Source organism: Amycolatopsis thermophila, assembly GCF_030814215.1.
GTDB lineage: Bacteria > Actinomycetota > Actinomycetes > Mycobacteriales > Pseudonocardiaceae > Amycolatopsis_E > Amycolatopsis_E thermophila.
The window spans coordinates 5,653,026-5,679,020 of record NZ_JAUSUT010000001.1 but is presented as its reverse complement, the minus strand read 5'-3'; the positions used below and the strand labels follow the sequence as shown (position 1 = coordinate 5,679,020).

The 25,995-nt window shown below is 72.9% G+C and carries 27 protein-coding genes and 1 tRNA gene; 15 read left to right on the top strand and 13 right to left on the bottom strand.

Annotation, left to right across the window (positions count from 1 at the left end):
- Both FB470_RS27875 and FB470_RS27870 read right to left on the bottom strand, forming a co-directional pair.
- On the bottom strand, positions 1–1,704 hold the full coding sequence (locus FB470_RS27875) for an FAD-dependent oxidoreductase (RefSeq protein WP_306996357.1): 1,704 nt from the start codon (positions 1,702–1,704) through the stop codon (positions 1–3).
- Positions 1,701–3,188 carry a flavin-containing monooxygenase gene (locus FB470_RS27870; RefSeq protein WP_306996355.1) on the bottom strand — a complete coding sequence of 496 codons (1,488 nt, stop codon included), beginning with the start codon at positions 3,186–3,188 and terminating at the stop codon, positions 1,701–1,703. Before FB470_RS27870 ends, FB470_RS27875 begins: the two co-directional genes overlap by 4 nt.
- Before the next feature lie 141 nt (positions 3,189–3,329).
- Between FB470_RS27870 and FB470_RS27865 the strand changes: the two genes are divergently transcribed.
- From FB470_RS27865 to FB470_RS27855, 3 genes are all read left to right on the top strand, one after another.
- Complete coding sequence (locus tag FB470_RS27865) at positions 3,330–4,367, top strand: AraC family transcriptional regulator (RefSeq protein WP_306996353.1); 1,038 nt, start codon at positions 3,330–3,332, stop codon at positions 4,365–4,367.
- Between the two features lie 128 nt (positions 4,368–4,495).
- Entirely contained in the window at positions 4,496–5,296 is an 801-nt protein-coding gene (locus FB470_RS27860) for an alpha/beta hydrolase (protein WP_306996351.1), read from the top strand.
- Between the two features lie 22 nt (positions 5,297–5,318).
- Positions 5,319–6,431: a DUF1015 family protein gene (locus FB470_RS27855; RefSeq protein WP_306996349.1), complete on the top strand. Its 1,113-nt coding sequence runs from the start codon at positions 5,319–5,321 to the stop codon at positions 6,429–6,431.
- A gap of 19 nt (positions 6,432–6,450) precedes the next feature.
- Here FB470_RS27855 and FB470_RS27850 read toward each other — a convergent pair whose 3' ends face one another.
- On the bottom strand, positions 6,451–8,103 hold the full coding sequence (locus FB470_RS27850; protein ID WP_306996347.1) for an amidohydrolase: 1,653 nt from the start codon (positions 8,101–8,103) through the stop codon (positions 6,451–6,453).
- A 99-nt stretch (positions 8,104–8,202) separates the two neighbouring features.
- Positions 8,203–8,661: a MarR family winged helix-turn-helix transcriptional regulator gene (locus FB470_RS27845; protein WP_306996346.1), complete on the bottom strand. Its 459-nt coding sequence runs from the start codon at positions 8,659–8,661 to the stop codon at positions 8,203–8,205.
- Between the two features lie 171 nt (positions 8,662–8,832).
- On the opposite strand from FB470_RS27845, the gene FB470_RS27840 reads away from it, so the two are divergent.
- Complete coding sequence (locus tag FB470_RS27840; protein WP_306996344.1) at positions 8,833–9,795, top strand: alpha/beta hydrolase; 963 nt, start codon at positions 8,833–8,835, stop codon at positions 9,793–9,795.
- Positions 9,796–9,818: 23 nt separating this feature from the next.
- Positions 9,819–10,277 (top strand): Dps family protein, encoded by a 459-nt coding sequence (locus FB470_RS27835; protein ID WP_306996342.1) that lies wholly within the window; start codon positions 9,819–9,821, stop codon positions 10,275–10,277.
- A 49-nt stretch (positions 10,278–10,326) separates the two neighbouring features.
- Here FB470_RS27835 and FB470_RS27830 read toward each other — a convergent pair whose 3' ends face one another.
- Positions 10,327–10,779 carry a MarR family winged helix-turn-helix transcriptional regulator gene (locus FB470_RS27830; RefSeq protein ID WP_306996340.1) on the bottom strand — a complete coding sequence of 151 codons (453 nt, stop codon included), beginning with the start codon at positions 10,777–10,779 and terminating at the stop codon, positions 10,327–10,329.
- 71 nt (positions 10,780–10,850) lie between these two features.
- Here FB470_RS27830 and FB470_RS27825 point away from each other — a divergent pair, with 71 nt between their 5' ends.
- The gene (locus FB470_RS27825; protein WP_306996338.1) at positions 10,851–11,246 is read left to right on the top strand and encodes a DUF5313 family protein; all 396 of its coding nucleotides are present in this window, start codon (positions 10,851–10,853) and stop codon (positions 11,244–11,246) included.
- A gap of 1 nt (position 11,247) precedes the next feature.
- On the opposite strand, the gene FB470_RS27820 is transcribed toward FB470_RS27825, so the two are convergent.
- On the bottom strand, positions 11,248–11,856 hold the full coding sequence (locus FB470_RS27820; protein ID WP_306996336.1) for an HdeD family acid-resistance protein: 609 nt from the start codon (positions 11,854–11,856) through the stop codon (positions 11,248–11,250).
- Between the two features lie 628 nt (positions 11,857–12,484).
- On the opposite strand from FB470_RS27820, the gene FB470_RS27815 reads away from it, so the two are divergent.
- Positions 12,485–13,414 carry a glycoside hydrolase family 43 protein gene (locus FB470_RS27815; RefSeq protein ID WP_306999508.1) on the top strand — a complete coding sequence of 310 codons (930 nt, stop codon included), beginning with the start codon at positions 12,485–12,487 and terminating at the stop codon, positions 13,412–13,414.
- Positions 13,415–13,515: 101 nt separating this feature from the next.
- Here the strand turns inward: FB470_RS27815 and FB470_RS27810 are convergent, their stop codons facing one another.
- The gene (locus tag FB470_RS27810) at positions 13,516–14,418 is read right to left on the bottom strand and encodes an isocitrate lyase/PEP mutase family protein (protein WP_306996335.1); all 903 of its coding nucleotides are present in this window, start codon (positions 14,416–14,418) and stop codon (positions 13,516–13,518) included.
- Positions 14,419–14,569: 151 nt separating this feature from the next.
- Here FB470_RS27810 and crtI point away from each other — a divergent pair, with 151 nt between their 5' ends.
- The 7 genes from crtI to FB470_RS27775 are packed head-to-tail and all read left to right on the top strand — an operon-like array spanning position 14,570 to position 20,911.
- Positions 14,570–16,078, top strand: a complete 1,509-nt coding sequence (gene crtI / locus FB470_RS27805) for a phytoene desaturase family protein (RefSeq protein ID WP_306996334.1) — start codon at positions 14,570–14,572, stop codon at positions 16,076–16,078.
- Positions 16,075–17,037 carry a phytoene/squalene synthase family protein gene (locus FB470_RS27800; RefSeq protein ID WP_306996332.1) on the top strand — a complete coding sequence of 321 codons (963 nt, stop codon included), beginning with the start codon at positions 16,075–16,077 and terminating at the stop codon, positions 17,035–17,037. The genes crtI and FB470_RS27800 overlap by 4 nt, the downstream gene beginning before the upstream one ends.
- Positions 17,038–17,373 carry a lycopene cyclase domain-containing protein gene (locus tag FB470_RS27795; RefSeq protein WP_306996331.1) on the top strand — a complete coding sequence of 112 codons (336 nt, stop codon included), beginning with the start codon at positions 17,038–17,040 and terminating at the stop codon, positions 17,371–17,373.
- On the top strand, positions 17,370–17,687 hold the full coding sequence (locus FB470_RS27790; protein ID WP_306996329.1) for a lycopene cyclase domain-containing protein: 318 nt from the start codon (positions 17,370–17,372) through the stop codon (positions 17,685–17,687). Before FB470_RS27795 ends, FB470_RS27790 begins: the two co-directional genes overlap by 4 nt.
- Positions 17,684–18,421: a class I SAM-dependent methyltransferase gene (locus tag FB470_RS27785; protein WP_306996327.1), complete on the top strand. Its 738-nt coding sequence runs from the start codon at positions 17,684–17,686 to the stop codon at positions 18,419–18,421. The genes FB470_RS27790 and FB470_RS27785 overlap by 4 nt, the downstream gene beginning before the upstream one ends.
- Positions 18,418–19,920, top strand: a complete 1,503-nt coding sequence (locus FB470_RS27780) for an NAD(P)/FAD-dependent oxidoreductase (RefSeq protein WP_306996325.1) — start codon at positions 18,418–18,420, stop codon at positions 19,918–19,920. Before FB470_RS27785 ends, FB470_RS27780 begins: the two co-directional genes overlap by 4 nt.
- A 1-nt stretch (position 19,921) precedes the next feature.
- Positions 19,922–20,911 carry a DUF5914 domain-containing protein gene (locus FB470_RS27775; RefSeq protein ID WP_306996324.1) on the top strand — a complete coding sequence of 330 codons (990 nt, stop codon included), beginning with the start codon at positions 19,922–19,924 and terminating at the stop codon, positions 20,909–20,911.
- 41 nt (positions 20,912–20,952) lie between these two features.
- On the opposite strand, the gene FB470_RS27770 is transcribed toward FB470_RS27775, so the two are convergent.
- Genes FB470_RS27770 through FB470_RS27760 form a run of 3 tightly spaced genes read right to left on the bottom strand, consistent with a single transcriptional unit; the run spans position 20,953 to position 22,815 of the window.
- Entirely contained in the window at positions 20,953–21,435 is a 483-nt protein-coding gene (locus FB470_RS27770) for an MSMEG_6728 family protein (protein ID WP_306996322.1), read from the bottom strand.
- A complete protein-coding gene (locus FB470_RS27765) occupies positions 21,436–21,885 on the bottom strand; it encodes a hypothetical protein (protein ID WP_306996320.1) in 450 nt (149 codons plus the stop codon).
- Positions 21,886–21,924: 39 nt separating this feature from the next.
- Complete coding sequence (locus tag FB470_RS27760) at positions 21,925–22,815, bottom strand: DMT family transporter (RefSeq protein ID WP_306996318.1); 891 nt, start codon at positions 22,813–22,815, stop codon at positions 21,925–21,927.
- A gap of 201 nt (positions 22,816–23,016) precedes the next feature.
- On the opposite strand from FB470_RS27760, the gene FB470_RS27755 reads away from it, so the two are divergent.
- A tRNA-Leu gene (locus FB470_RS27755) sits at positions 23,017–23,100 on the top strand.
- Here the strand turns inward: FB470_RS27755 and FB470_RS27750 are convergent.
- The 3 genes from FB470_RS27750 to FB470_RS27740 all read right to left on the bottom strand — a co-directional run bounded on the left by FB470_RS27750 (position 23,082) and on the right by FB470_RS27740 (position 25,875).
- Positions 23,082–23,366 (bottom strand): hypothetical protein, encoded by a 285-nt coding sequence (locus FB470_RS27750; protein ID WP_306996316.1) that lies wholly within the window; start codon positions 23,364–23,366, stop codon positions 23,082–23,084. The genes FB470_RS27755 and FB470_RS27750 overlap by 19 nt on opposite strands.
- A gap of 38 nt (positions 23,367–23,404) precedes the next feature.
- On the bottom strand, positions 23,405–23,983 hold the full coding sequence (locus FB470_RS27745) for a recombinase zinc ribbon domain-containing protein (RefSeq protein WP_306996314.1): 579 nt from the start codon (positions 23,981–23,983) through the stop codon (positions 23,405–23,407).
- A 551-nt stretch (positions 23,984–24,534) separates the two neighbouring features.
- On the bottom strand, positions 24,535–25,875 hold the full coding sequence (locus FB470_RS27740) for an MFS transporter (RefSeq protein WP_306996312.1): 1,341 nt from the start codon (positions 25,873–25,875) through the stop codon (positions 24,535–24,537).
- Between the last annotated feature and the right edge of the window lie 120 nt (positions 25,876–25,995).

Sequence of the window (25,995 nt, the reverse complement as noted above, 5' to 3'; positions counted from 1 at the left end):
TCAGATCGGGGTGACGGGCAGGCGGAGCGCGCCGGGGGCGGCCTCCGGCACGACGGGGTTCTTCGGGGCGACCGGGCGCAGCCGGACGTACGGGGCGCCCAGCGGCGGGCGCTGGTCGGCCTCGCCCTTGTTCGGCCACAACGCCATCGCGCGCTCGGCTTGCGCGGTGATCGTCAGCGACGGGTTCACGCCCAGGTTGGCCGAGATCGCCGACCCGTCGACCACGTGCAGCCCCGGGTGGCCCCACAGCCGCTGGTACGGGTCGATCACGCCGGTCTCCGGCGAGTCACCGATCGCGCAGCCGCCGATGAAGTGCCCGGTCAGCGGGATGTTCGCCAGGTCCGTCCAGGCGCCCTGCGGCACACCGTCGATCTTGCGGGCCACCCGCCGCGCCACCTCGTGACCGTGCGGGATCCACGTCGGGTTGGGCGCGCCGTCGCCCTGGCGGGTCGTCAGCCTCCGGCCGAACAGTCCGCGGCGCGTGAACGTGGTGACGGAGTTGTCCAGGCTCTGCATCACGAGCAGGCCGACCATCTGCTCCGACCACCGGCGCGGGTTGTGCAGGCGCGGCAGCTCGCGCCAGTGCCGGGCCAGTTCCCGCAGTCCCCGGAGCCAGCGCCGGCGTCCCTCCTCGCCGTCGACCAGCACGGTGGCGAGCAGGCTCATCAGGTTGCTGCCCTTGCCGTACCGGACGGGTTCGACGTGCGTGTCCGCGTCCGGGTGGATCGACGACGTGATGGCCACGCCGTCGGTGTAGTCGGCGTGGCGGTCGCGGGAGCGCACGGCCAGGATCGCCTCGGAGTTGGTGCGCGACAGGTATCCCAGGCGCGGGGACACCGACGGCAGGGAACCGCGGTCGCGCAGCCGGTGCAGCAGCCGCTGCGTGCCCAGCGCGGATGCCGAGAACACGACCTGCTCGCAGGTGAACGTCCGGCGCCGCCTGCGCGCCCACGCTCCCGTTCGGACGGTCGTCACCGCGTACCCGCCGCCGCGGCGCGGGCGCACGTCCACCACGGTCGTCAGCGGGTGCACCTGCGCCCCGGCCCGCTCGGCGAGGTACAGGTAGTTCTTGACCAGCGTGTTCTTGGCGTTGTGGCGGCACCCGGTCATGCACGAGCCGCAGTGCGTGCACGTCCGGCGCGCCGGGCCGGCGCCACCGAAGAACGGGTCCGGCACCTCCTGGCCGGGTTTCTGGTCCCCGGTCGCGAACAGCACCCCGACCGGGGTGGGCCGGAAGGTGTGCGCGATACCCATGTCTTCGGCGACCTCGCGCAGCACGCGGTCCGCGCGCGTGGTGCCCGGGTAGTCGGTCACCCCGAGCATCCGCTTGGCCTGGTCGTAGTACGGCGCCAGCTCCTCCCGCCAGTCCGTGATGTGCGCCCACTGCCGGTCCCGGTAGAACGGCTCCGGTGGTTCGTACAACGTGTTGGCGTAGACCAGTGACCCGCCGCCCACGCCGGCTCCGCTGAGGACGAACGTGTCGCGCAGCAGGGTCAGCCGCTGGATGCCGAAGCACCCCAGCAACGGCGCCCACAGGTACTTGCGGATCCGCCAGGACGTCTTGGCCAGCTCGTCGTCGGCGAAGCGGCGGCCCGCCTCGAGCACGCCGACCCGGTACCCCTTCTCCGTCAGGCGCAGCGCGCTCACGCTGCCCCCGAACCCCGAGCCGATCACCACCACGTCGTAGTCCAGCTCGCCGGTCATGCGCCGTTCCCTCCCGCCACGACGGCGTCGTAGTCGCTCAGATCCAGGGCACGGGTCTTGAGCCGGTACTGGGTGACCGTGCCCGGCCAGTTGTTCACCACACGGCCCGACTCGTTGCGGTACCAGCTGGAGCAGCGGGTCCACACCGACCGGCCGAGCCGTCGCTGCAGGACGGTGTCGAAGCGCGCGGCGACCTCCGGCTTGACGTCGAGCGCCGCCCCCGGCCTGCTCGCCAGCACCCGCACCGCCTGCACGATGTAGCGGGCCTGCGCCTCGAGCATGGCGACGATCGAGTTGCCGCCGAGGTTGGTGTTGGGCCCGTAGACGAGGAACAGGTTCGGGAACCGCGGCACGGTGATGCCCAGGTAGGCCCACGCGCCGTCGCGCCACACCTCGGCCAGCTGCGTGCCGCCCCGGCCGCGGACCGTCATCGGGACGAGGAACTCGCTGGCGTGGAAACCGGTTCCGTAGACGATGGCGTCGACCTCGTGGACCACGCCATCGGCGGTGCGGACGCCCTCCGGGACGATCTCGATGATCTTCTCGGTCTCGACCGTGACGTTCGGCTGGGTGAGGGCCGGGTAGTAGTCGTTGGAGAACAGGGCGCGCTTGCACCCGGGCGCGTAGTCCGGGGTGAGCTTCGCGCGCAGCTGCGGGTCCGGGACCTGCTCGGTGAGGTGCCGGGTGCCCAGCCGGCCCAGGAACCGCCGCACCAGCGGGACGTCGACCAGCCCGAGCGAGAGGAACTCGCAGACCAGCCAGATGCGGAACCGCTCGATCTTCTGGGTGACCGGCAACAGGCGGAACATCGCGCGGTGCCAGCGTCGGTAGGCGACGTCGTTCTTGGGCACGATCCACGGCGCCGAGCGCTGGAAGATCGTGACGTGCCCGGCGATCTTCTGCAGCCGGGGCACGAACTGGATCGCGCTCGCGCCGGTGCCGACCACCGCGATCCGCTTGCCGGCCAGATCGGCGTCGTGGTCCCAGGCGGCGGAGTGGAAGGCGGGCCCGCGGAAGGACTCCCGGCCGGGGATGTCGGGCAGCGCCGGGCGCGACAGCTGCCCCACCGCGGGGACCAGCACATCGGCCTCGATCACCTCGCCGCTCCCGGTGCGCACGCGCCAGCGCCCGTCTGCCTCGTCGAAGTCGGCTGCCTCCACCTCGGTGCCGAACCGGATCCGCCCGGTCACGCCGTACTCCCGCGCGACCTGTTCGAGGTAGGCCTTGATGTCGGCCTGCAGGGAGAACCGCATCGGCCAGTCCGGGTTGGGGCGGTGGGAGAACGAGTAGAGCGGCGACGGGATGTCACAGCCGGCGCCGGGGTAGGTGTTCTCCCGCCACACCCCGCCGATCTCGTGCGCGCGCTCCAGGATGGTGAAGTCGCGGAATCCGGCCCGGACCAGCTCGGTGGCGACGGCGAGGCCGCCGAAGCCGGCTCCGATGATCACGACGGAGGGCCCTCGGTGGGCGGTGGTGCGTGCCATGCTGCTCCTCGGCGGTCTGTGGTGCCTACTCCACAGTAAGTGCTCGGCATCACGTCACCACAGAGACCACCGGCCAGGAAATCGAGAGTTTCGGCCACCCCGGCTGCGCACCGGTGGCCGCGGGAATCCATACTTCCGGCCATGACCCGGCTGCTGCCCGCCGTGCGCGACTGGGACTTCCCGCGCGGCATCGCGAGTGTCGCCCTGCTCGTGCGCTTCGGGACCGACCGCGGGGTGAGCCGGGACACGCTGCTCAGCGGTACCGGCCTGCCCCCGGCGCGGCTCGACGACCCGGCCGCCCAGGTCGACGCGCACCAGGAGCTGACCGTCGCCCGCAACCTCGTCCACGCTCTGGGCGACCCGCCGGGGCTGGGACTGGACGCGGGCGTGCGCTACCGCGTCACCACGTTCGGCGTGTTCGGGTTCGCCTGCATCAGCAGCCCCACCCTGCGCGACGCGATCACGTTCGCGCTGCGGTACCTGGACCTCAGCTTCATCTTCTGCCTCCCGGTGGTGGAGTCCCGCCCCGACGAGATGCGGTTCGAGCTGCGCGACGACCGGCTGCCGCACGACGTGCGCCGGTTCCTGCTGGAACGCGACGTCAGTGCGATCCACACGGTGATGCACGACCTGCTGCCGGGCGGTCTGACCGTCCGGCGCCTGGAATTCCGGTTCCCGGAACCGCCCGACCCCGCCCGCTACCACGAGGTCTTCGGGTTCCACCCGCGCTTCGGCGCGCCCGCCCACCTGGTCGCCGTCGACCCCGCTTCGCTCCGGCAACCGCTTCCGCAAGCCAGCGAGCACACCGTCGCGCTGTGCGAGGCGCAGTGCCGCGACCTGGTGAGCAGGCGGCGGGCCCGCTCCGGCATCGCGCACCAGGTGCGGGACAAGCTGATCCGCGTCGACGGGGCGGTGTCGATGGCCGACGTGGCGCGTGAGCTGAACATGAGCACCCGCACCCTGCGCCGGCGCCTGGAGGACGCGGGCACGAGCTTCCGCGGCCTGCTCGACGAGGTGCGGCAGGCGCTGGCCGAGGAGATGCTGGCCACCGGCGCGCTGTCGGTGGAGGACGTGGCCCTGCGGCTCGGGTACGCCGAGGCGTCCAGTTTCATCTACGCGTTCCGGCGGTGGACCGGCACCACCCCGGCCCGGTACCTGCGCGCCGGAGTGCACGAGTGAAAGCACTGCGGGACACGGTCTCCGCACCCGGCGATCTCCGCCAACGGCCCCGTTGAGCCGAACCCGAGGTGTCAAGACCCGTTTTCGTGGGTAGATCAAGGGTCTCTTCAGCTGCGAGGAGGCCGCACATGTTGACGCTGCTCCAGCCCGCGCGCGAAGCGGGCGAAACGATCCGCACGGCCACGCGCGAACACCTCGTGCTCGCGATGCTGGACATCCCGCGGTTGCTCCGCCATCCGATCTGGCGGCCGGACGATCCCGGGGAGGACGCCGGGCTCGGAGTCCTGCTGGTGCCCGGTTTCGGGTTCGGCGACCGCAGCATGACGCTGGCCGGCGCGTGGCTGAAGGCACGCGGGTACCGGCCGACCGGTGCGCGCATCGGGTTCAACGTCGGGTGCACCACGGAGCTGGTCGGCCGGATCGAGGCACGGCTGGAGCGGCACGCCGAGGACACCGGGCGCCGCGTGGTGCTGATCGGGCAGAGCCGCGGCGGGTGGCTGGCCCGGCTCACCGCGATCCGCCGCCCGGACCTGGTGCGTGGCCTGGTGATGCTCGGCAGCCCGGTCCTGGACCCGCTGGGCGCGCACCCGAAGGTGGTGCGAGTGGCCCGCCTCCTCGCTCGTCTGTCCACTTTGGGCATCCCGGGTCTGGTGGACCTCGACTGCTTCAGCGGTTCCTGCTACGAGGAGAACATCCGGGCGCTGGCCGCTCCGCTGCCCCCGGAGGTGCCCGCGCTGGCGGTGTACTCGCGGGCGGACTCGATCGCGCCGTGGCAGCTGTGCCTGGACCCCTACGCCGAGTGCGTCGAGGTGCGCAGCACCCACACCGGGATGGGTCTGGACCCCGACTTCTACGTGGCCGCCGCGCCGCGCCTGGCCCGCTGGGCCGGTGCGGAGGAGGACAGCGCGGAGCTGTCGGCGGCGTCCTGACCCGGTCCGGCAGGATCGGGGTATGACGGAGTGGGCGCGCGCGATCGGCACCGGCTGGGTTCTCGCGACGGCGCCGGAAGGCCCCGATGTCGACGAGTTCGCCGATGCCGACGAGATCGCGGCCGCGCTGGCGGCCTCGCCCGGCGATTCACTGCTCGCCGTGCAGCACCCGCACCGGGTGCCGCCCGGCCGGTCGCTGAGTGCAGCGCTGCCCGGCGCGCGGGCGATGCTGGACCGGTTGCGGGCCCGCGACTACCGGCCGGTGCGGGACGTCGTGGCGCCGTACCGGATCTCCGGACGCGACGGGGTGGCCGCCGGGGTGCTGTGCCTGGTGGACCCGTCCGCGGTCGGGGCGCGGATCCGGCACAGCGAGGAGGTCTACCCCAGTGTCGTCGCCGAGCGGGCCGCCGCGCTGCGGGCGCTCGGATGCGCGACGAGCGCGGCGATGCTCGTGCCGGTGTCCGGCGAGGGGCTGACGGCCGCGGCGGTGGGCGCGATGCGCGGCGAGCCGGCGGTGGACCTGACCGACGCGTCCGGGCGGTCGCACCGGTTGTGGCTGACCGGTCCGGGCCCGGACCAGGACCGGTTGCTGGCCGAGGTGCGCGCCGCCGCGCTGCTCGTCGCCGACGGCAACCACCGGGTCGCGGCGGCCGCCGGAGCGGGGACGCCCCTGCTGGCGCTCGTGACGGCCGGACCGGACCTGCGCATCGGCGCGATCCACCGCACGATCAGCGGCACCGGCCTGACTTGCGATGAGCTGGCGAACGCCTGGCGGCGAGCGGGTTTCCCGGTCCGGGAAGTGCCCGGAGTGGACGATCCGCCGGCGGGCACCGTGGTCGTCGAAGCCCGCGGCGGTGTCGTGGTGGTCGACCTGCCGCCCGGCGAGTCCGACCACGCCACCGTCGAGAACCTCCTCCTCGCCCGCGCGCTCGGCCTGGACCCGGAGGGCCCGCACGTGCACGCCCTGCCCGAAGGCCACACCCCGGCCGCCGGCACCGACGCCGTGCTGCGGCTGGCCCCGGTGCCACTGTCCGAAGTGCTCGCCGCACACGCCCAGGGCCGCCGCATGGCCCGCAAGAGCACCTACTTCACCCCCAAACCCCGCAGCGGCCTGCTCCTGGCCTCCCTGGAGTGAGCCCGGGGCCCGCCCGCTCTCAGACCGGCAGCGGTCCCTCGGCCCGCACCGCCCCGGCGCCGTGCACACACCGGCCACCGACGAAGGTCGCCACCACGCCGATGTCGCTGATCCGCGCACTGGGCACCGTGGTGGGGTCGTCGTCGAGCAGCACCAGGTCCGCCAGCAGCCCCGCGGCGATCCGGCCGCGCTCGGTCTCCTGGTGCGACGCCCACGCCGGGTGCACCGTGTACGCCCGCAGCGCCTCCTCCGCGTCCACCCGTTCGTCCGGGCTCAGCACCACGCCCGCGCTGGTCGTCCGCTCCACCATCGACCGCAGCCCGGCCAGCGGCGCCCCCACGCCGACGCACGGCCGGTCCGAACTGCCCGGCACCCGCAGTCCGGCGTCCACAAAGGACTTCTGCCGGTACAGCCAGGGGATCCGAGCCTCGCCGAGCGCCTCGGCCATCGTGTCGCCGATCTCGTACAGGAACCGCGCCTGCGGCACCGGGATCACGCCCAGCGCCACCAGCCGCGGCAGCTGATCGGGCCGCACCATCGCCGCGTGCTCGATGCGGTGCCGCGCGTCCGGACGGGGCAACACCCGCTGCGCCTCCTCGAACGCGTCGAGCGTGAGGTCGATCGCCCGGTCGCCGATCGCGTGCGCGGCGACCCGCCAGCCGCTGCGGTGCGCCGCGATGATCGTGTCCCGCAGCACCTTCGGATCGTCCTGCAGCACGCCGAGACCACCGTGCGAGCAGAACGGTTCGGTCAGTGCCGCGGTCCGGCTGCTCAGCGCGCCGTCGGTGAAGATCTTCATCGGCCCGATCCGCAGGAACTCGTCGCCGAACCCGCTGCGCAACCCCAGGTCCACGCCGACCGAGCCGCTGTCGGCCGGGTTGGCCCCGAGCGGGTGCAGCACCTCGCTGGCCGGCATCAGCTCCACGCGCACCGGCAGCCCCCCGCGGGCTCGAGCCAGCTGGTAGGCCGACGCCTCGGCCGGGCTGTGCCCGATCCAGCCGCCGCCGATGCCCGCCTCGGTCACGGCCGTCAGCCCTTCCGCGACGTAGACCTTCGCGGCCCGCTCGATCGCGGCCGCCAGCTCCTCCACGGGGTACGGCTTGACGAGCGCGTCCACCAGCTGCTGCGCCTGCTCGGCCAGCAGCCCGGTCGGCGCGCCGTCGTCGTCCCGCGCGACGACACCGCCCTCGGGCACCCGTGCCGACCCGTCGAGCACCCCGGCCTGCGCCAGGATCGCCGAGCTGACCGTGCACATGTGCGCGGAGCGGTGCTTGAGCCACACCGCCCGTCCCCCTCCCGCGCGGTCCAGGGCGGCCCGGTCGGGATGCCCGCCGAGCACGAAATCGTCGTACTTCGAGCCGATCACCCACGCGTCCGAGGGCAGTTCGGCGGCCCGCGCGGCGACCACGTCGTACAACTCCTCCAGGGTGCGGCACGCGGACAGGTCGACCTCGGCGAGCGACAGGCCGTACCAGACCATGTGGTTGTGGGCATCGGCGAAGCCGGGGGTCAGGACCGCGCCGTCGCCGTCGATCACCGTGCGGGCGGACAGTCCTTCGACCTCCTCGTCGACACCGACGATCCGCCCGTGCAGCACGCCGACGGTGTGCGCCCGTGGACGCTCGGCGGAAACGGTCAGCGCACGGACATTGCGCACCAGGAGGTCGAGCACGTGAGATCCTTTCGGTCGGGGCCCTTCCGTGCAGGGTAGGGGCCGGGACCACCGGATCGCACGCACCGGCGGCGCGACACGGCCGCGCCGTATAGGTCGTTATACGCTCGCTCGTGCGTCGCGGTAGGCGTTGACCGAGTCGGTCAGCTCGCGCAGGGTCGCGCGCAGCTCCTCGAGTTCGCGCGCCGGCAGGCCCATCGCGTCGCCGATGACGCCGGGCAGCGGCACGGCCTTGCCCCGCAACCGGTCACCGTCGCCGGTGAGCCGGATGCACACCGACCGCTCGTCGTCGGCACGGCGCTCCCGGCTCACCAGGCCGAGCTTCTCGAGACGCTTGAGCAGCGGCGACAACGTGCCCGAGTCCAGCGACAGCGCCTGCCCCAGGTCCTTCACGGACAGCTCACCGTGCTCCCACAGCGCGAGCATGACCAGGTACTGCGGGTAGGTCAGCCCCAGTTCGTCCAGCAGCGGCCGGTACAGCGAGGTGACCGCACGGGAGGCGGCGTAGAGCGCGAAGCAGACCTGATCGTCGAGCCGCGGCACGGCCGGTTCCGCCATGACTCCTCCTTGGACTGGTCAACAGTCGATCCTCGCGCACCGGGCGGGGCCACGCCATCCGGACGTGACACATCCCATAATAGGCAATTAAGTTGTGCGCAATTTGGTTTGATCCAACAGACCGATCGGGAAACCACCCGGTCCCCCCCCGGAAGCTTTCAGGAGACAGCCGTGACCGCGAACCCGCACAACCTGGCTCTGGAACACGCCGCACAGGCCTTCGCCGAGGCGACGGACAACCCGCCGTACCTGTTCCAGCTTCCGCCCGAGGAGGGCCGCAAGGCCGTCGACGAGGTGCAATCGTCGGAGATCGCCAAGCCGAACGCCGACATCGAGGACCTGACCATCGAGGGCGGGCCGACCGGCCAGGTGCGGCTGCGCATCGTCCGCCCCGCCGGCGCCACCGGCACGCTGCCCGTCGTCCTCTACCTCCACGGCGCGGGCTGGGTGTTCGGCAACGCGCACACCCACGACCGGCTCATCCGCGAGATCGCCACCGGCACCGGCGCCGCCGTCGTCTTCCCCGACTACGACCGCTCCCCCGAGGCCCGCTACCCGGTCGCGCTCGAGCAGAACTACGCCGCCGCCCAGTGGATCGTGCGGGAGGGCGCGCGGCACGGCTTGGACGCCGGCCGCCTGGCGATCGCCGGCGACTCCGTCGGCGGGAACATGACCGCGGCGGTGACGATCCTGGCCAAGCAGCGCGGCGATGTCACCTTCCGCCAGCAGGTGCTGTTCTACCCGGTGACCGACGCCGGCTTCGACACCGGTTCCTACCAGCAGTTCGCCACCGGCTACTTCCTCTCCCTCGACGGCATGAAGTGGTTCTGGGACCAGTACACCGGCGACCCCGCGCAGCGCGCCGAGATCACCGCCTCGCCGCTGCGGGCGAGCCTGGAGGAGCTGGCCGGGCTGCCGCCGGCGCTGGTCATCACCGCCGAGGCCGACGTGCTGCGCGACGAGGGTGAGGCCTACGCGAACAAGCTGCGCCGGGCCGGCGTTCCCGTCACCGCCGTGCGCTACCAGGGCGTCATCCACGACTTCGTGATGCTCAACGCGCTGCGCGAGACCAACGCCGCCGAGGCCGCGATCAACCAGGCGGTCGCGGTGCTGAAGAAGGCCCTGCAGAACTGACCGAGGTACCCGAGGGAGGAACCATGATTCTCGACGAAGTGGCCACCAAGACCGTCGCCACCGCGCTCCAGCGGACCCTGACCGACCTGATCGACCTGGGCCTGCTCGCCAAGCAGGCGCACTGGAACGTCACCGGCCCGCACTTCCGCGACATCCACCTGCACCTGGACGAACTCGCCGACCTGGCCCGCGAGCACGCCGACGGCGTCGCCGAGCGCCTGGCCGCCCTCGGCGTCTCCCCCGACGGCCGGGCGAGCACCGTCGCCACCGAGTCCACGCTGCCCGGCCTGCCCGCCGGACCGCTGGCCGGCACCGCGGCCGTCGAGGCGGTCACCGGCGTCCTCGCCGCGGCGATCACCGGCCTGCGCGCCGGGATCGAGGTGACCGGCGAGCCGGACCCGGTCAGCCAGGACCTCCTGATCGGCATCACCGCCGACCTGGAGAAGCAGCACTGGATGTTCCAGGCGCAGCTGGCCCGCTGACCGGTGGGGAAAGGCCTCCGGGGTGACGCCCGGAGGCCTTCGCCGCGGTTCAGCCGAGTTTGTCGGTCGCGGCGATCACGCGGCCGAGGACGGTGTGCAGCTGCTCGAGCTCGGCGACCTCCATGCCGAGGGTTTCCACGACCTGGTACGGGATCTTCTCCGCCTCCGCGCGCAGCGCACGCCCGGAGTCGGTCAGGTCGACCATCAGCGCCCGCTCGTCGGCGCGGTTGCGCTCGCGGGTCAGGTAGCCCAGCGCCTCCAGCCGCTTCAACAGCGGCGACAGCGTCGCCGGTTCCGCGCGCAGCGTCTCGGACAGGTCCTTCACCGAGCGCGGGGCGCGGTCCCACAGGGCGAGCAGCACCAGGTACTGCGGGTGGGTGAGGCCGTAGGGCTTGAGCAGCGGCCGGTAGATCCCGATGACGCTGCGGGAGGCCACGGACAGGGCGAAGCAGACCTGCCGGTCCAGCGCCAGCGGATCCTCGCCCAGGTCGATCGCGGTCATGTGGGCCAGCCTACTCCAACTGCTTGGGACACTGATATTTAACGCACTAACTTTTAGGGTACGGTGAACCCGTGACCGATCGCCGACGCCCCAACCCGCTCCGGTGGCTGTGGTACGCCATCGGCGGCCGCCTGCCCGAGCGGCACCGCACGTGGGTGCTGCACGACGTGACCGCCCGCACCTGGCTCTGGCGGCACGCCGCCCGCGCCGCGGTGCTGCTGCTGCCGCTGATGCTGGTCTGGCTGCTGCTGCCCGGCCCGCTCACCCTGCGGCTGAGCCTGGTGCTGATGGCCGGCCTGGTCGGCTTCTTCTACTCCCTGGTCTACGCCGAGGAGAGCGGTGAGAACCGCCTCCGCAAGCACGGCTACCCCTACGGCACCGGGCGCCAGGTGCGCCGTGCGGCCAAGGACGAGGCCGAGCGCGCCGTCAAGGAACGCTACATCGCGCGCTACCGCCAGGTGGAGTGAGTCAGGCCTGGGCCGCGCGGTGGCCCCCGCGGTGGACCTGGTGCAGTTGCAGCCCGAACCACAGCGCCCCGACACCGCGCGCCACCAGGGCCACGCCCAGCCAGATGGCCAGGGTGAGGATCGTCAGTCCCGGCCAGACCAGGGCCAGCACGCCGATCAGCAGTGTGATGGCGCCCAGCGCGAGCCACAGCCCCCACATCGGCAGGCTGCGCCGGAACTTGACCGACGCCCCGATCTGGCCGAGGCCGTTGACGATGAAGCCGATCCCGACCACCACGGCCAGGGTGAGCAGCGTGATGCCGGGCCAGGCGAGCGCGATCACGCCGACGGCGATCCACACCGCCCCCAGCAGGTAGGACGGCCAGTGGGTGCGGTGCCGGTCGGCGGTGACGATCTCGTCGATGCCCTCGGCGAACAGCGCGATCGCGACGAGCACCGCGAGAGTCCCGACCGCGGCGGCCAGGTTGGCCAGCAACAGCACCCCGAGCACCGTGGTGGCGAGCCCCAGGCCGGCCACCACCCACCACCGGCCGGTCACCCGCTGCAGCTCACGGGCCATGTCCTGCCCGAAGGTGATGCGGAACGCCCCGGAGGGCTGGTCGACGGCCATGACGGTTCCCCTTTCCGCAGCCCGAAAGGGACACGGTAGGCCCGCCGCGGACCCACCGCCACTCCGCGCACAGGTGCGGGGTCAGGGGTCCGGGGGCCACCGCAGGTTCTCCGGGATCAGCGCCGGCAGCTGGTCCGGCCGCAGCGGCAGGCCGGGCAGGCTCAGCTTCACCCGGCTGCGGCCGGCGTGCGCCCGCCGCCGTCGACCTCGACCCCGACCGGCACGCTGTCCCGCGCGAGGTGCAGCCGGACTCCTCCTGCGGCCCGAGCAGCACGCCGCGGCTGCTGCCGGTCCTCGACGCGACCGGGGTGGCCGCGACCGCGGGCGCGGACGGCGACAGCACCGGATCTCGGGCCGGCGGCGCACGGTCCACTGTGTCCACCGACGAACTCCGCTCGAGGCGGTGACGGTCCGCACCGGCGACTCCACCGATCCGGCCGGGTGGATCACCAGGCCCAGTGTCCGCGACTCCCCGGTGATCACCACGCTGAGCACGCTACGCGGCCCGAAGGAAGGAGATTAGTCCCTCCGGCACCGGGGTAACTCCTGCGCCGTGACTACGGCAGGCAAGATCACCCGAGCCCGTGAACCCGACGACCCGACCCGCCCCCGCCGGCGCCCGAAGACCGTGAAAGCGTTGACGTGCCTGGGAATCCTGCTGTCCTCGGCTCTGCTGCCGGGCGCCGTCGCGCAGGCCGCTCCCGCCCCGCGGACGCTGCTGGACCAGGACTTCCCCGACCCGGACATCCTCAAGATCGGCACGGACTTCCACGCGTTCTCCACCTCCAGCGCCTCCGGCCGGGTCCCGGTCGCCGTGGCCAAGGACGCGAACGGACCCTGGCGGGTCACCGGTGACGCGCTGGCCGCCGATCCGTCGTGGGCCGACCCGCAGGGTGGGTACTGGGCGCCGGACGTGACCCGCCGGGCCGACGGCACCTACCTGATGTACTACTCCGCGATGTCCACAAGGGACCACCACCGCTGCATCGGCACCGCGGTCGCGAACGCCGTCGCCGGGCCGTACCAGCCCGCCGGGGACGCGCCGCTGATCTGCGAGCCCGGCGACCGGGGTGACATCGACGCGCAGACCTTCCAGGCCGGCGACGGCACCCGCTACCTGCTCTACAAGGGCGAGCACCCGGGCGGCGGCACCTCCGCGATCTTCGTGCAGAAGATGTCGCAGGACGGCACGGCCACCGCGGGCGCGCGCACCGAGATCCTGCGCGCCGACCGCCCGGAGGAGAACGGCATCGTGGAGGCGCCGGCGATCACGCAGCGGGGCAACCGGTTCGTGCTGTTCTACTCGGCCGGCGACTTCCGCGACGCCGCCTACCAGACCCGCTACGCCACCGCGTCCTCGCTGACCGGCCCCTACACCAAGGCCGACCAGCCGCTGCTGACCACCGACTCGCTCGGCCACGCGACCGAGGGCCCGGGCGGCGCCGACGTCGTCGGCGGGCGCATCTACTTCCACGGCTGGCTGGGCGGCCAGCGCACCCAGCGCGGGATGTTCGGCCTGGACCTGGAGTTCGTCAAGGGCGTGCCACAGGTGTCCTGACCGGACTCCCCCGGCGACGGTTCCTGAGCGAGGTGGCCACTCGTTGATCACGCGACCTTCTCCCGCGCAGGGCCGCCCCGATCAGCGCGGTGAGACAGGACCTAGCCCGCCTCCCCGGCGAACCGCTGCTCGAGCTCGCCCACCTCGGGCAGTCCGATGAGGTCGGTGAACTCGCCGAACGAGGGCAGGCCCGGCAGCGCGGCCGCGGGCGTCCCGTCCTTGCGCACGGTCTCCAGCAGGGCGCGGACCCCCGCGGTCGCCGCGAGCACCGTGCCGATCGGGTAGAGCACGAGCGAGAACCCCAGCTCGGCGATGCGCTCCAGCGACAGCGGCGGGGTGCGGCCGCCCTCGGCCCAGTTGAACACCAGCGGCGCGACGCCGGACAGCGCCTCCGCGACGGTGGCGATGTCCTCCTCGCTCGTCGGCGCCTCGACGAACAGCACGTCCGCTCCGGCTTCGACGTACGCGCGGGCGCGGTCGATCGCGTCGCTCAGCCCGGTCACGGCCGCCGCGTCGGTGCGGGCGATGAGCACGAAGTCCGGATCCCGCCGGGCCTCGACCGCGGCGTGCAGTTTGCCCACCATCTCCGCGCGCGGGATGACCGCCTTGCCGCTCATGTGCCCGCACTTCTTCGGGCTGACCTGGTCCTCCAGGTGGATGCCGGCCACCCCGGCCTGCTCGTAGGCCTGCACCGTGCGCACGACGTTGAGGGCGTTGCCGTAGCCGGTGTCGGCGTCGGCGATCACCGGCACGTCCACCGCGGACACGATGCGGCGCGCGTTGTCGATCATCTCGGTGCCGGTCAGCAGGCCGACATCGGGTCGGCCGATCAGCGACGCGGTGGTGCCGAACCCGGTCATGTAGACCACGTCGAACCCGGCCTGCTCGATCAGGCGTGCGGTCAGCGCGTCGTAGGCACCGGGCGCCACCAGCGGCTCGGGCGCCGCCAGCAGCTCACGCAGCCGCCTCCGGGGCGCCGGCCCCCGGCCCAGCAGGTCTCCCACCGTGATCCTCCTCGTCTGCGGTCCGCTCGTTCCTCATCACCTACGCTAGTCCGCAGGGCGGCCGGTCCACCGAGTGGACAACCACGCAACGTTCGTGCAACGTTTTAACCGGACCGAGGTGGCTGGTACCGGCCGAGTGAGGGGTGGCGGGATGCGGACCGTGACGGGCCCGGCGGATCGGATCGTCGTGGTGGGGGCTGGGCTGTCCGGGCTGGCGGCCGCCCTGCACCTGGCCGGCCGCGGCAGGCAGGTGACCGTCGTCGAGCGTGAACCGGTCCCCGGGGGCCGGGCCGGACGTCTGGACCTGGACGACTACGCGGTCGACACCGGACCGACGGTGCTGACCATGCCCGATCTCGTCGACGAGACCCTCGCGGCCGTGGGTGACAGCCTCGCCGGCCGCCTCGACCTCGTCCCGCTCACCCCCGCCTACCGGGCCCGCTTCGCCGACGGCAGCGCGATCGACGTGCACAGCGACGCCGACGCGATGACCGAGGCCGTCCGCGCCTTCGCCGGACCGTCCGAAGCGGACGGCTACCGCCGCCTGCGCGCCTGGCTCACCCGGCTCTACCGCACCGAGTTCGACCGGTTCGTCGCCGCCAACTTCGACTCGCCGCTGTCCCTGGTCACCCCGCACCTCGCGCGGCTGGTGGCGATGGGCGCGTTCGGACCGCTCGACCGCAAGATCGGCCGGTTCCTGCGCGACGAGCGGCTGCGGCGGGTGTTCTCCTTCCAGTCGCTCTACGCCGGGCAGTCGCCGCAGCACGCGCTGGCCGTCTACGCGGTGATCGCCTACATGGACACCGTGGCCGGCGTGTTCTTCCCGCGCGGCGGGATGCGTGCGCTGCCCGACGCCCTGGCCGCGGCCGCCGCCGACGCCGGCGTGGAGTTCCGCTACGGCACCGAGGTCACGGGTCTGGCGCGGTCCGGGGCCCGGATCACCACCGTGCACACCACGGCCGGCAGCCTGCCCGCGGACGCCGTCGTCCTCACCACCGAGCTGCCGGCCGCCTACGAGCTGCTGGGCCGGTCGCCGCGGCGGCCGGTGCCGCTGCGGCCGGCACCTTCGGCCGTCGTCGTGCACGTGGGCACCCGGCGCGCGCTGGACACGGCCCACCACACCATCCTGTTCGGCGCGGCGTGGCGGCGGACGTTCCACGAATTGATCCACGAAGGGCGGTTGATGAGCGACCCCTCCCTGCTGGTGACCCGGCCGACGGCCACCGACCCCGCACTCGCCCCGGACGGCCGCGAACTCCTCTACGTCCTGGCGCCCGCGCCGAACCTGCGGCGCGGGCCACTCGACTGGGACCGGATCGGCGCCGCCTACGCCGACGAAGTGCTCGGCCACGTCGCCGACCGGCTGCTGCCCGGGCTCGGCGGCACGATCGAAGCCCGGCACGTCGTCACCCCCGCCGACTGGCACCGCCAGGGCATGCTGGCCGGCACCCCCTTCGCGCTGGCGCACACCGTCGCGCAGACCGGACCGTTCCGCCCCCGGAACCTGGTGCGCGGCACGGAGAACGTGGTGCTGGCCGGCGGCAGCACCGCCCCGGGCGTCGGCGTCCCGACCGCGCTGGTGTCCGGGCGCCTGGCGGCCGACCGCATCACCGGGACCCACTCCCCCGCGGTCCGCCCGGTCACGGTGGCGGCGCGATGACCGGCGCGCTGGACGCCGCCGGCATCACCGACCCCCGCCTGCGCGAGGCCTACAGCCGCTGCCGCCGGCTCAACGCGCAGCACGGGCGCACCTACTACCTCGCCACCCGGCTGCTCACCAAGGCCCAGCGCCCGGCCGTGCACGCGTTGTACGGGTTCGCCCGCTTCGCCGACGACATCGTCGACACCGCTCCCCCGGGCAGCGACCCGGCACCGCGGCTGGAAGCGCTCTCCGCGGAGCTGTTCGCCGGACTGGACCGGGGCCGCAGCGACGACCCGGTCCTGGCGGCCGTCGTGGACACCGCGTCCCGCTACGGGATCCGCCGCGACCTGTTCGCCGCCTTCCTCGACTCGATGCGGATGGACCTGACCGTCACCGGCTACCCGGACCGGGAGGCGCTGGAGACCTACGTCCACGGGTCGGCCGAGGTCATCGGGCTGCAGATGCTGCCGGTGCTGGGAACCGTCGGCGATCCGGACGAGGCCGCGCCCTACGCCGCCGCGCTGGGCAAGGCCTTCCAGCTGACCAACTTCCTGCGCGACATCGCCGAGGACCTCGACCGCGGCCGCGTCTACCTGCCCGCCGACGAGCTCGCCGCGTTCGGCGTGGACCGCGACCTGCTGCTGTGGTGCCGCCGCCACGGCCGCACCGACACGCGGGTGCGCGCCGCGCTGGCCGCCCAGCACGCCACCACCCGCCGGATCTACGCCTACGCCCGCGAGGGCATCGGCCGGCTGCACCCGGTGTCCCGGCCGTGCATCGCCACCGCGCTGGTGCTGTACTCGGAGATCCTGGACCGGATCGAGGCGGCCGGTTTCGCGGTGTTCACCCACCGGGCCCGGGTCGGCCGCGGGCGCCGCGCGCAGCTGGCGGTCTCCGGGCTGACGCGGGCGATGTGGGCGCGGCGGGGCCGGCGGGCGGCGGGCCTGACCGCGGCCGCGACGGAGAGGTGGGCGTGAATGGACCACTACCAGTACCTGCTCGTCCTGGCGGGGTGCCTGGCGATCACCCTGCCGTTGGAGTTCCTCGGCGCCCGCGTCTACCGGCGGCCGGCCGCGCTGGCCCGCGCGGTGCTGCCGGTCGCGCTGGTGTTCCTGGTCTGGGACGCGATCGCGATCGCCGCCCGCGTGTGGTGGTACGACCCCGGCTACCTGACCGGGGTGCGGCTGCCGTTCGCGATCCCGCTCGAGGAGCTGCTGTTCTTCCTGGTCATCCCGGTGTGCGGGGTGCTGACCTACGGGTGCGTGCAGGCGATGCTGGGCCGGCTGCGGACCCTGCGGGAGGCGCGCCGGTGACCGGGCTGGGGTACACGCTGCCCGCGGTGCTCGCCGTGGTCGCCGTGTGCGTGTGGGAGCTGGCGGTGCTGCGGACCGGCCTGTTCCGCAAGCCGGCGTACTGGATCTCGATGGCGATCGTCGTCGGGTTCCAGATCCCGGTGGACGGGTGGCTCACCAAGCTGTCGGCGCCGATCGTGATCTACGCGCCCGAGCACACCAGCGGGCTGCGGTTCCCGTGGGACATCCCCGTCGAGGACTTCCTGTTCGGGTTCGCCCTGGTCACCGCCGTGCTGCTGCTGTGGGAACGGCACACCCGGGAGCGCCGCGCATGACCGTCGACCGCACCGGCCTGGCCCGCGACGAGGTGCCGGGCGCCTTCGACACCGGCGCCGCGGCGTACGACCGGCTGGTCGGCGCCAACCCCGGCTACCACGCGCACCTGCGGCTGTCCGCCCGCCGGATGCGGCTGCCGGGCGGGGGGCGGGGCCTGCGGCTGCTCGACGCCGGGTGCGGCACCGGGGCCTCCACCGCCGCCCTGCTCGCCGCCGCGCCCCACGCCGAGATCATCGCCTTCGACGCCTCGGCGGAAATGCTCGCCCGGGCGCGGCGGAAGTCCTGGCCGCCGACCGTCCACTTCGTCCACAGCGCCGCCGAACGGCTGGCCGCGTCGGGCATCGCGGGCCCCTTCGACGGGATCTTCGCCGCCTACCTGATCCGCAACCTCGCCGATCCCGATGCGCAGCTGCGCGGGTTGCGCGCGTTGCTGAAACCGGGCGGGACGTTCGCCGCGCACGAATACTCGGTGCGCGACTCGCCGGCCGCGCGAATGGTCTGGCACGCGGTGTGCTGGTCGATCATCATCCCGGCCGGCCGCGTGGCCACCGGTGACGCGACGCTGTACCGGCACCTGTGGCGCAGCGTCGTCACCTTCGACGGCGCCGCCCGGTTCCGCCGGCGCCTGGCCGAGGCGGGGTTCACCGGGGTGCACAGCGAGACCATGACGGGCTGGCAGCGCGGCGTGGTGCACACCTTCCTGGCCACCAACCCCGAGGAGGCGACCGCGTGACCGACCGTCGTGCCGTCCGGCACCGCGCTCCCTCGGGCGCGGCGGACGCCGCGGCCCTGCCGTCCCGCCCGTCGGTCGTGGTGGTGGGCGGCGGGATCGCGGGGCTCACCGCGGCGACCGGGCTGGCCGAACGCGGTGTCGCGGTGACCGTCCTGGAGAGCTCGGACGTGCTCGGCGGGCGCGTCGCGGCGTGGTCCGAGCGGCTGCCGGACGGCAGCACGGTGTCGATGAGCCGCGGGTTCCACGCGTTCTTCCGCCAGTACTACAACCTGCGCGCGCTGTTGCGCCGGGCCGATCCCCGCCTGGAGCGGCTGCGGCCGGTCGACGACTACCCGCTCGTGGACGGCGAGGGCCGTCGCGACACCTTCCGCGGGCTGCCGCGCACGCCGCCGTGGAACGCGCTCGCCTTCGCGCTGCGCAGCCCCACGTTCCGACTGCGCGACCTGGTCCGGCTCAACGCCCGCGCGGCGGCGCCGCTCGCGGCGGTGTCCGTGCCGCGGACGTACGAGCTGCTGGACGGCACGGACGCGCGGACGTTCCTGGAGCGCATCAACTTCCCGCCCGCGGCCCGGCACCTCGCGTTCGAGGTGTTCTCGCGGAGTTTCTTCGCACCACCGTCGCGCATGTCGGCCGCCGAGCTGGCCACGATGTTCCACCTGTACTTCCTCGGCTCGTCCGAAGGGCTCGTGTTCGACGTGCCGGACTCGGCCTACGACACGGCGTTGTGGGAGCCGCTGCGCGCGTACCTGGAGCGGCTCGGGGTGCGGTTCCGCCTGGGCACCCCGGTGGGCGGCGTCGCCCGGGACGGTTCCCGGTGGTTCGTGGACGGTGCCCAGGCGGACGGGGTCGTCCTGGCCACCGATGTCGCCGGGCTGCGGTCGATCGTCGCGGGATCCCCGGATCTGGACTCCGCCGGGTGGCGGGACCGCGTGCTCGGACTCCGGACCGCGCCCCCGTTCCTGGTGCTCCGGCTCTGGCTGGACCGGCCCGTGCTGGCCGAACGTCCCGCGTTCCTCGCCACCGGCGGGCTGCACCCGCTGGACAACATCAGCGTGCTGGACAGGTACGAGCGCGAGGCCGCCACGTGGGCCGCCCGGCACGGCGGGTCGGTCGTGGAGCTGCACGCCTACGCCGTCGCCGACGAGGAGCGGGTGGTGCGCAAGCGGCTGCTGGACCGGCTGCACCGGCTCTACCCGGAGACGGCGGAGGCGGCCGTCGCCGGCTCGTCGGCGCAGTGGCGGCAGGACTGCCCGCTGTTCGGCGTCGGCGACTTCACGCGCCGTCCGCGCGTGCGCACCCCGTTCGACGGTCTCGTCCTCGCCGGCGACGGGATCCGCATCGATCTGCCGGTCGCGCTGATGGAACGCGCGGCCGCGACCGGCTGGCACGCCGCGAACTGCCTGCTCGCGCGGTGGGGCCTGGCCGGGCACGAGCTGACCACCGTGCCGGTCCGCGGGCGGTTCGCACCGCTGCGGCTGCTGGCTTCCCTGGGAGGGTGACATGTCCTTGCGTGACCGCTGGCCCCGCACGTGGCCGCTGCAGCCCATCGCGCCCCGGCCGTGGGCGCGCCAGGAGCCGACCGATCGCGACGCCAAGCCGTCGCTGATCGAGGCCGCGCTCAAGCGGGCGGAAGCCCGGCCGTCGGGGAACTGGTACGTCTTCGCCGCGAGCCGGAACGTCCGACGGGACCGGCCGTTCGGGTTCAGCGTCGCCGGTGTCGAGCTGGTGGCGTGGCGGGATCCGGCGGGCGGGCTCCTGGTCGGTCCCGGTGCCTGCCCGCACCTGGGCGCGCCGATGGCGCTGGGTTCCGTCGACGGCGACGGTCTCCGCTGCCGATGGCACGGTCTGCGCCTGGACCGGTCCTCGTGCCTCCCCTCCTTCGACGACGGCGTGCTGGCGTGGGTCCGGCTGGACCGCGCCGGCGGCGAGACGCCCTCCCCTGCGCCCATCGTCCCGGCCCGGCCGCGCGACGGGGTGGATTCCGTCGCGCGCGTGGCGGGCGTGTGCGAGCCGCGCGACATCATCGCCAACCGGCTCGACCCCTGGCACGGCGCGTGGTTCCACCCGTACTCGTTCACGCGCCTGCGGGTTCTGCAAGCCCCGCCCGAGGTCGACGTGCGCGACGAGGACGACCGGTTCCTGGTCTCGGTGACCTTCCGGGTCACCTCGCGGTTGGGCGTTCCTGTCGAAGCGGAATTCACCTGCCCCGGCCCGCGGACGATCGTCATGCGCATCACCGACGGCGAGGGTGTGGGCAGTGTGGTCGAAACGCACGCCACACCCCTGGGTCCCGGCGCCGACGGCCGCCCCCGGACGGCCGTGATCGAAGCGGTGGTGGCGGCGTCCGCGCGCCCGGGCTTCGCCGTCGCCCGCGCGGCCGCTCCCGCGCTCCGGCCCCTGATGCGCCACGCGGCCGCCCGCCTGTGGAAGGACGACCTCTCCTACGCCGAACGCCGATACCGGCTCCGCAGCGAGGGTCGCGGGGCCTGACGCCGGCCCCGCCGGTTCAGTCTCGGCGGGCGCTTCACCCCTCACGCATGAACCACCCGCGCCGGCCGGTCCGACACAGGCCACACGTACGGCAGATCGTCCGGCACACCCGGAAACCACCGCCGGTAGTGCTCCGGATCCTTGCGCACCAACGCCGACCGGTGGCTCCGGTGGAAGTCGGTGTCCCCCAGCCACGGCGGCATCTCCCCCGCCTCGCGCAGCGCCTCCTCCGGCCGCGGCTCGGCCACCCCGGTCGCCCGCCGCAGGTCCTCACCCAGCTTGACCGCGCACGTGTCGCGGTGCCCGGCCGCGCACCACACCCGGCACACCTCGAGCCCGTACCGGGTCAGCGCCTCCTCGTACCCGGTCCACATCTTCGCCGCCGGGTGGTGCCGCCACCCGTACCCCGGCACCGTCAGCGCCCGCAGCACCTGCAGCGTCTCCACCCGCTGCTTGCCCAGTCGCCGCGCGTCCAGCACCCGCGCGGACTCGGCGAACCCGGGGTAGGGCAGGAACGTCTGCATTCACCGCACCCGCTCGTCCGGCGTCGCCTCGTGCCCGCGCTCCCCACGCGACCGGCGTTCCCGCTTCAGCTCCGCCTCGAACAGGTGCCGCCGCCCGCCGGTCAGTGCGCGCGCCTGCCGCTCGAACGCGCGAAACGGCTGGTAGTAGGTGTCGTCGAAGTCCTCGACCACCTGGAACGTCCACCGCCCCGGCAGCACGTTCCGCCCCACCAGCTCGCGGGCGATCCGGTCGGCCAGGTCGTCGTGACCCGCCTCGCGCAGCAGGTCCACGGCCTCCCCGACGGCGAAGTCGGTGGTGCCGGTCATGCGGTGGAACTGGTAGAGGTGCCCGCGGGCGACCTCGAGGGTTTCCAGTGCCTCGGTCAGCCTGCCGACCGCCTCCACCGTGGCGCGGTCGAAGCGGCCGGCCTCGGGCACGAGGTCGTCCAGGCGGGAGTCCGTGTCGGTCATACCGGCGTATACCCGCCCCGAACCGTTTCACAACCGTTGCTAGGTGAGCACCGGTTCCCGTTTCCGGCGGGCCCGCGACACCGCGACCCCCGCCAGGCACAGCACCCCGCCGGCCAGCGACAACCACGCCGGCACCTCGCCGAGCACCGCCCACGACATCACCACGACGATCGCCGGCACCGCGTAGGTCGTCGACCCCATGCGGCCGGCCGTGGTCCGGGCCAGCGCGTATGCCCAGGTCGTGAACGCGAGCGCGGTCGGGAACACCCCGAGGTAGAGCATGCTCAGCGTCGCCGGGGCGGGTGCGTCGGCGAGATCCGCGACCAGCTGACCGGAGAACGGCAGGCAGGCGACCGTGCCGACCAGGCAGCCGAACGTCGTCACCTGCAGTGCGGAGGCGTGCTTGAGCGCGGGTTTCTGGCTGACCACTCCCGCGGCGTACGTGATGGCCGCGACCAGGCACAACAGCACGCCCAGCAGGGGTGCGTCGCCCCGCCCGGACATCGACAGCCCCACGACGACGGCGCCCGCGAACGACACGGCGAGCCCCGCCAGCAGCCGCCGGGGGAAGCCCTCGCGGAGCAGCCAGCCCCCGAGCAGGGCGACGAGGATGGGCCCGACGTTGACCAGCATCGCCGCCGTGCCCGCGTCGAGCAGCTGTTCACCCCAGTTCAGCACGACCATGTAGCCGCCGAACCAGAGCACCCCGGAGGTGACGATCCCGGGCCACGCCTCCCGCTTCGGCAGCCCTTCGCGCCGGATGAGCAGGACGGCGAGCAGCGCCACCGAGCCGGAGGCGAGCCTGCCGAGCGCGAGAGCCCCCGGGGCGAAGTGCGCGCCGGCCGACCGGATGCCCACGAAGGCCGACGCCCAGAGAATGACCGTTGTCCCCGCGGCGGCCAGCGCCTTGCGGTCCGTTCCGAGATCCACTCCCGCACGCTAACCGCCGGACACATCGGTGTCCGGCGATTTTCCGTCACGGTGTCACCTTCGCCGCTGTTGCCGGCTCAGCTGCCTCACCCTGCGTGACCGGCCGCTCTTATAGCGCACTGTTGATCACGCGGAGTCACCCACCCCCCATGAACGGCGCCGCGGGGATGGGCTACTCTTGTGCGCACAAGAGAAGAGCAAGTCCGAGTGGCGGAATGGCAGACGCGCTAGCTTGAGGTGCTAGTGCCCGTAAAGGGCGTGGGGGTTCAAGTCCCCCCTCGGACACACGCGCTAACCACACGGGGCGACACCGTAGCAATCACGGTGCGCCCCTTTGGTTCGTAGAGGAGCCCTACGCCGAGCTCGCCATACAACTGGGTGAGCGCTCCTGGATCGGCTTCCTTCAGCTTTGCCCCCACGTCACCGAGCGAGTCGATCATGGCGTGTATCTCGGCGTCGGTCACGGCCGCCGGGGCCGGCGCACCTTTCAGCTCGGCTCTGGCGGCCGCCCGCTGGGCTTGGGCCTCATTGATCGCGTCGACCAACGCCACGGGATCAACGGCCACCTCCACCGCGGCCTGGAGACGCTTCAACCGCGTCTCGGCATCCGCCGCGCGGTTCGGTCGATGTTCTCCCGCCGGAAGAGCTCGCCGATCCAGGTGTTGAGCGCAGCGACCACGTCGCCTTCCGGCAAGTCGACGGTCCGGGGGTGTTCAGCCAGCGCCTCGGAACCAGGCGTCAGCGTGCGTGCGAGGCAGCGGTAGTAGACGTCCGTCTTCCTGATCAGCGCCCCCTGCATCTTCCGGCTGCACAGCCCACACCGAACCAGCCCCCGGAGCAGATATGGCCTGGTCCCGATGGTGCGCGTTCGTTCGAGCCTCGCCATCTCCCGCATCCCACCGGCGGACCGGGAACGCCGACGCAACTGCGCCTGCGTGAACGTCTCCACCGACACGATCTCCGGATGCGCAGGCCTACGTGACCGCACGATCCGCTCAGGCTTGGACCGGCGGAACCGGATCACGTGTCCGACCGTGGCGAACGCGCTGTCGCTGCTGTTGTGCTCCGTCGTGCTCGCCAGAACCTGGCGGGACACGGACTGGCGTGCGGTCGCCACGCTCGCGGCCCCGCCGTCGCCACGATCCCGCTGGGCGCCTTCGTGCTGCACGTCTCCCCCACCGGGCTCCTGCTGATTCTCGTCGGCAGCATGGCGCTGGTCGCCCGATGGTCTCGGCGTACGCCCTGTCCGAACGGCGGAGCCGGCGGGATACTCATCCCGACCGCGCAGGCTTACCTGATGCTGGTCAACACGATGTCGCTGATCGCGAAAGGCGTTCCCTCGGTGTCCTGGGCAGCGTGGATGTTCAGCCTCGGTGCCTCGTGGCGGGGGAATGGCTCGACACGCGGCTCGAACGACCACGGGCAGACGGATCATCGTGGTGGGCGCGGCGGCAGGCAGCTTTGCCGCCATAGTCCGGGGGCATCCTCATCGTCGCTGCCTAGGCCCGCCGGTCTCGGGGAGCCGGCCGAGGAAAGCAAGCCACCCGACGAGGACGGCTCGTTGCCCCGCGGCGATGGAAGATCGCCGGGAGCTGTTGACCGTCGCCATCGCGGTGGCGGTCGCGTTGCTGCTCGGGTGAGCGGCCGGCTGCTCACCGATCCGGCCAAGCCGGTCGAACTGCTCGGCACCCGGGCGCCGGCCGCCACCGCGGGGCCCACTCAGCCGGCCGGCTCCGGGGGCATCACCGCTTCCCGGGCGGCATCACGCCCGGGGTCGACGAGGCGCGCGGCGACCAGGCCTCCGACGGCGATCAGCGCGCCGAGCACCAGGAACGCGGTGTTGTACCCGCTGATCCGGTCGCCCGCAGTGTCCACCAGCGCGCCGGTCACCCACGGTGCGACGATCCCGGATGTGCTCTGCAGCGCGATGAACAGGCTCAGGACGCTGGTCCGCTGGGAGGGTGCGGCGGCCGTGCCGATCGCCGCATAGACGATCGGCTGCGCAACCAGGGTGAGGCAGTAGCCGCCGACGAGCAGCGCGTAGGCCAGGTAGCGCTGGCTCCCGGCCAGCGGGAGCACGGTCAGCAGGATCCCGCCGAGGGCCAGCGACAACGCAGGCACCAGCCCGCGCGCCACCCGGGCCGGCACCCCGGCCGCGAGCAGCCGGTCGGTGATCCAGCCGGCGCCGAGCATGAACACCATGCCGATGATGCTCGGCAGCCCGAACAGAACGCCGGAGGTGAGCGGGGAGAAGCCGAGGCCCGCCTCCAAATAGGACGGCAGCCAGCTGAGGATCACCGAGATGAGCGCGTACATCGGGTAGGTCGCGAGCAGGAGGACGATGAAGGTCCGGCTCGTCGCGACGGCGAGGAAAGTGCCCCGGCGGGCCGCCCGGTTTTCCCGGACCACCGACGGTGCCGCTGGGACGGGCAGGTACGGGCCGGTGCGCCCGACCAGGAGCCAGATCGCGCACCACACCAGCGCGGCGATGCCCAGCGCGAGGAACGCCGACCGCCAGCCCTGGTGCACGATCAGCAGGGTGAGCAGCGGCGCGGCGACGAGTTTGGCGACGGACGCACCCGAGGTCAGCATCGCGGTCGGCAGACCACGGCGGTGCGGCGGGAACCAGCTGTAGGCCGTGGAGTTCGCCACAGCGGTCGCCGGCCCCTCGGCCGCGCCCAGTCCGACCCGGGTGCCGAGCAGCATCCCCCCGCCGGCGAACATGAACACGGGCAGCTGGGTGGCCGCCCACAACAGCGACATCACGAACAGCAGCCACTTCAAGGGGATGTGACGCGTCGCGAGGAACCCGATCCCGACGGCGCTGAGGCTGTAGAGGAAGTAGAACGAACTGCTGATGAGCCCGAACTGCGATGCCGACAGGTGCAGTTCCTTGATCAAGGGTTGCGCGGCGAGCGCGAGGGAGATGCGGTCGGCGAAGTTGAGGACCATGAAGACGGTCAGCAGGATCAGCACGGACCAGGCCATGAACGGCCGGTAGCGGCGCTCCGCCGCCTCGGGCGGGGTGAGGGATCTCTGCCGGCTTTTCGTTGTCTTCACGGGGATTCCCTTCGATGCGGCGACAGCCGTTTCCGGTTTCCGTCGCGGTGATGGGGTGGCGCGCGGAGTGCCCGCGCGGCGGGAAGTAATCGTGGGCCGGGACGATATGCCCCAAATTAC

What these genes read in the sequence shown, in the direction of transcription:
- crtI (WP_306996334.1), top strand. Translation starts at nt 14,570, where the DNA reads ATGCGGACCGTGACGGGCCCGGCGGATCGGATCGTCGTGGTGGGGGCT.
- FB470_RS27855 (WP_306996349.1), top strand. Translation starts at nt 5,319, where the DNA reads ATGACGGAGTGGGCGCGCGCGATCGGCACCGGCTGGGTTCTCGCGACG.
- FB470_RS27830 (WP_306996340.1), bottom strand. Translation starts at nt 10,779, where the DNA reads ATGACCGCGATCGACCTGGGCGAGGATCCGCTGGCGCTGGACCGGCAG.
- FB470_RS27775 (WP_306996324.1), top strand. Translation starts at nt 19,922, where the DNA reads ATGTCCTTGCGTGACCGCTGGCCCCGCACGTGGCCGCTGCAGCCCATC.
- FB470_RS27860 (WP_306996351.1), top strand. Translation starts at nt 4,496, where the DNA reads ATGTTGACGCTGCTCCAGCCCGCGCGCGAAGCGGGCGAAACGATCCGC.
- FB470_RS27870 (WP_306996355.1), bottom strand. Translation starts at nt 3,188, where the DNA reads ATGGCACGCACCACCGCCCACCGAGGGCCCTCCGTCGTGATCATCGGA.
- FB470_RS27865 (WP_306996353.1), top strand. Translation starts at nt 3,330, where the DNA reads ATGACCCGGCTGCTGCCCGCCGTGCGCGACTGGGACTTCCCGCGCGGC.
- FB470_RS27845 (WP_306996346.1), bottom strand. Translation starts at nt 8,661, where the DNA reads ATGGCGGAACCGGCCGTGCCGCGGCTCGACGATCAGGTCTGCTTCGCG.
- FB470_RS27835 (WP_306996342.1), top strand. Translation starts at nt 9,819, where the DNA reads ATGATTCTCGACGAAGTGGCCACCAAGACCGTCGCCACCGCGCTCCAG.
- FB470_RS27765 (WP_306996320.1), bottom strand. Translation starts at nt 21,885, where the DNA reads ATGACCGACACGGACTCCCGCCTGGACGACCTCGTGCCCGAGGCCGGC.
- FB470_RS27875 (WP_306996357.1), bottom strand. Translation starts at nt 1,704, where the DNA reads ATGACCGGCGAGCTGGACTACGACGTGGTGGTGATCGGCTCGGGGTTC.
- FB470_RS27800 (WP_306996332.1), top strand. Translation starts at nt 16,075, where the DNA reads ATGACCGGCGCGCTGGACGCCGCCGGCATCACCGACCCCCGCCTGCGC.
- FB470_RS27820 (WP_306996336.1), bottom strand. Translation starts at nt 11,856, where the DNA reads ATGGCCGTCGACCAGCCCTCCGGGGCGTTCCGCATCACCTTCGGGCAG.
- FB470_RS27795 (WP_306996331.1), top strand. Translation starts at nt 17,038, where the DNA reads ATGGACCACTACCAGTACCTGCTCGTCCTGGCGGGGTGCCTGGCGATC.
- FB470_RS27770 (WP_306996322.1), bottom strand. Translation starts at nt 21,435, where the DNA reads ATGCAGACGTTCCTGCCCTACCCCGGGTTCGCCGAGTCCGCGCGGGTG.
- FB470_RS27785 (WP_306996327.1), top strand. Translation starts at nt 17,684, where the DNA reads ATGACCGTCGACCGCACCGGCCTGGCCCGCGACGAGGTGCCGGGCGCC.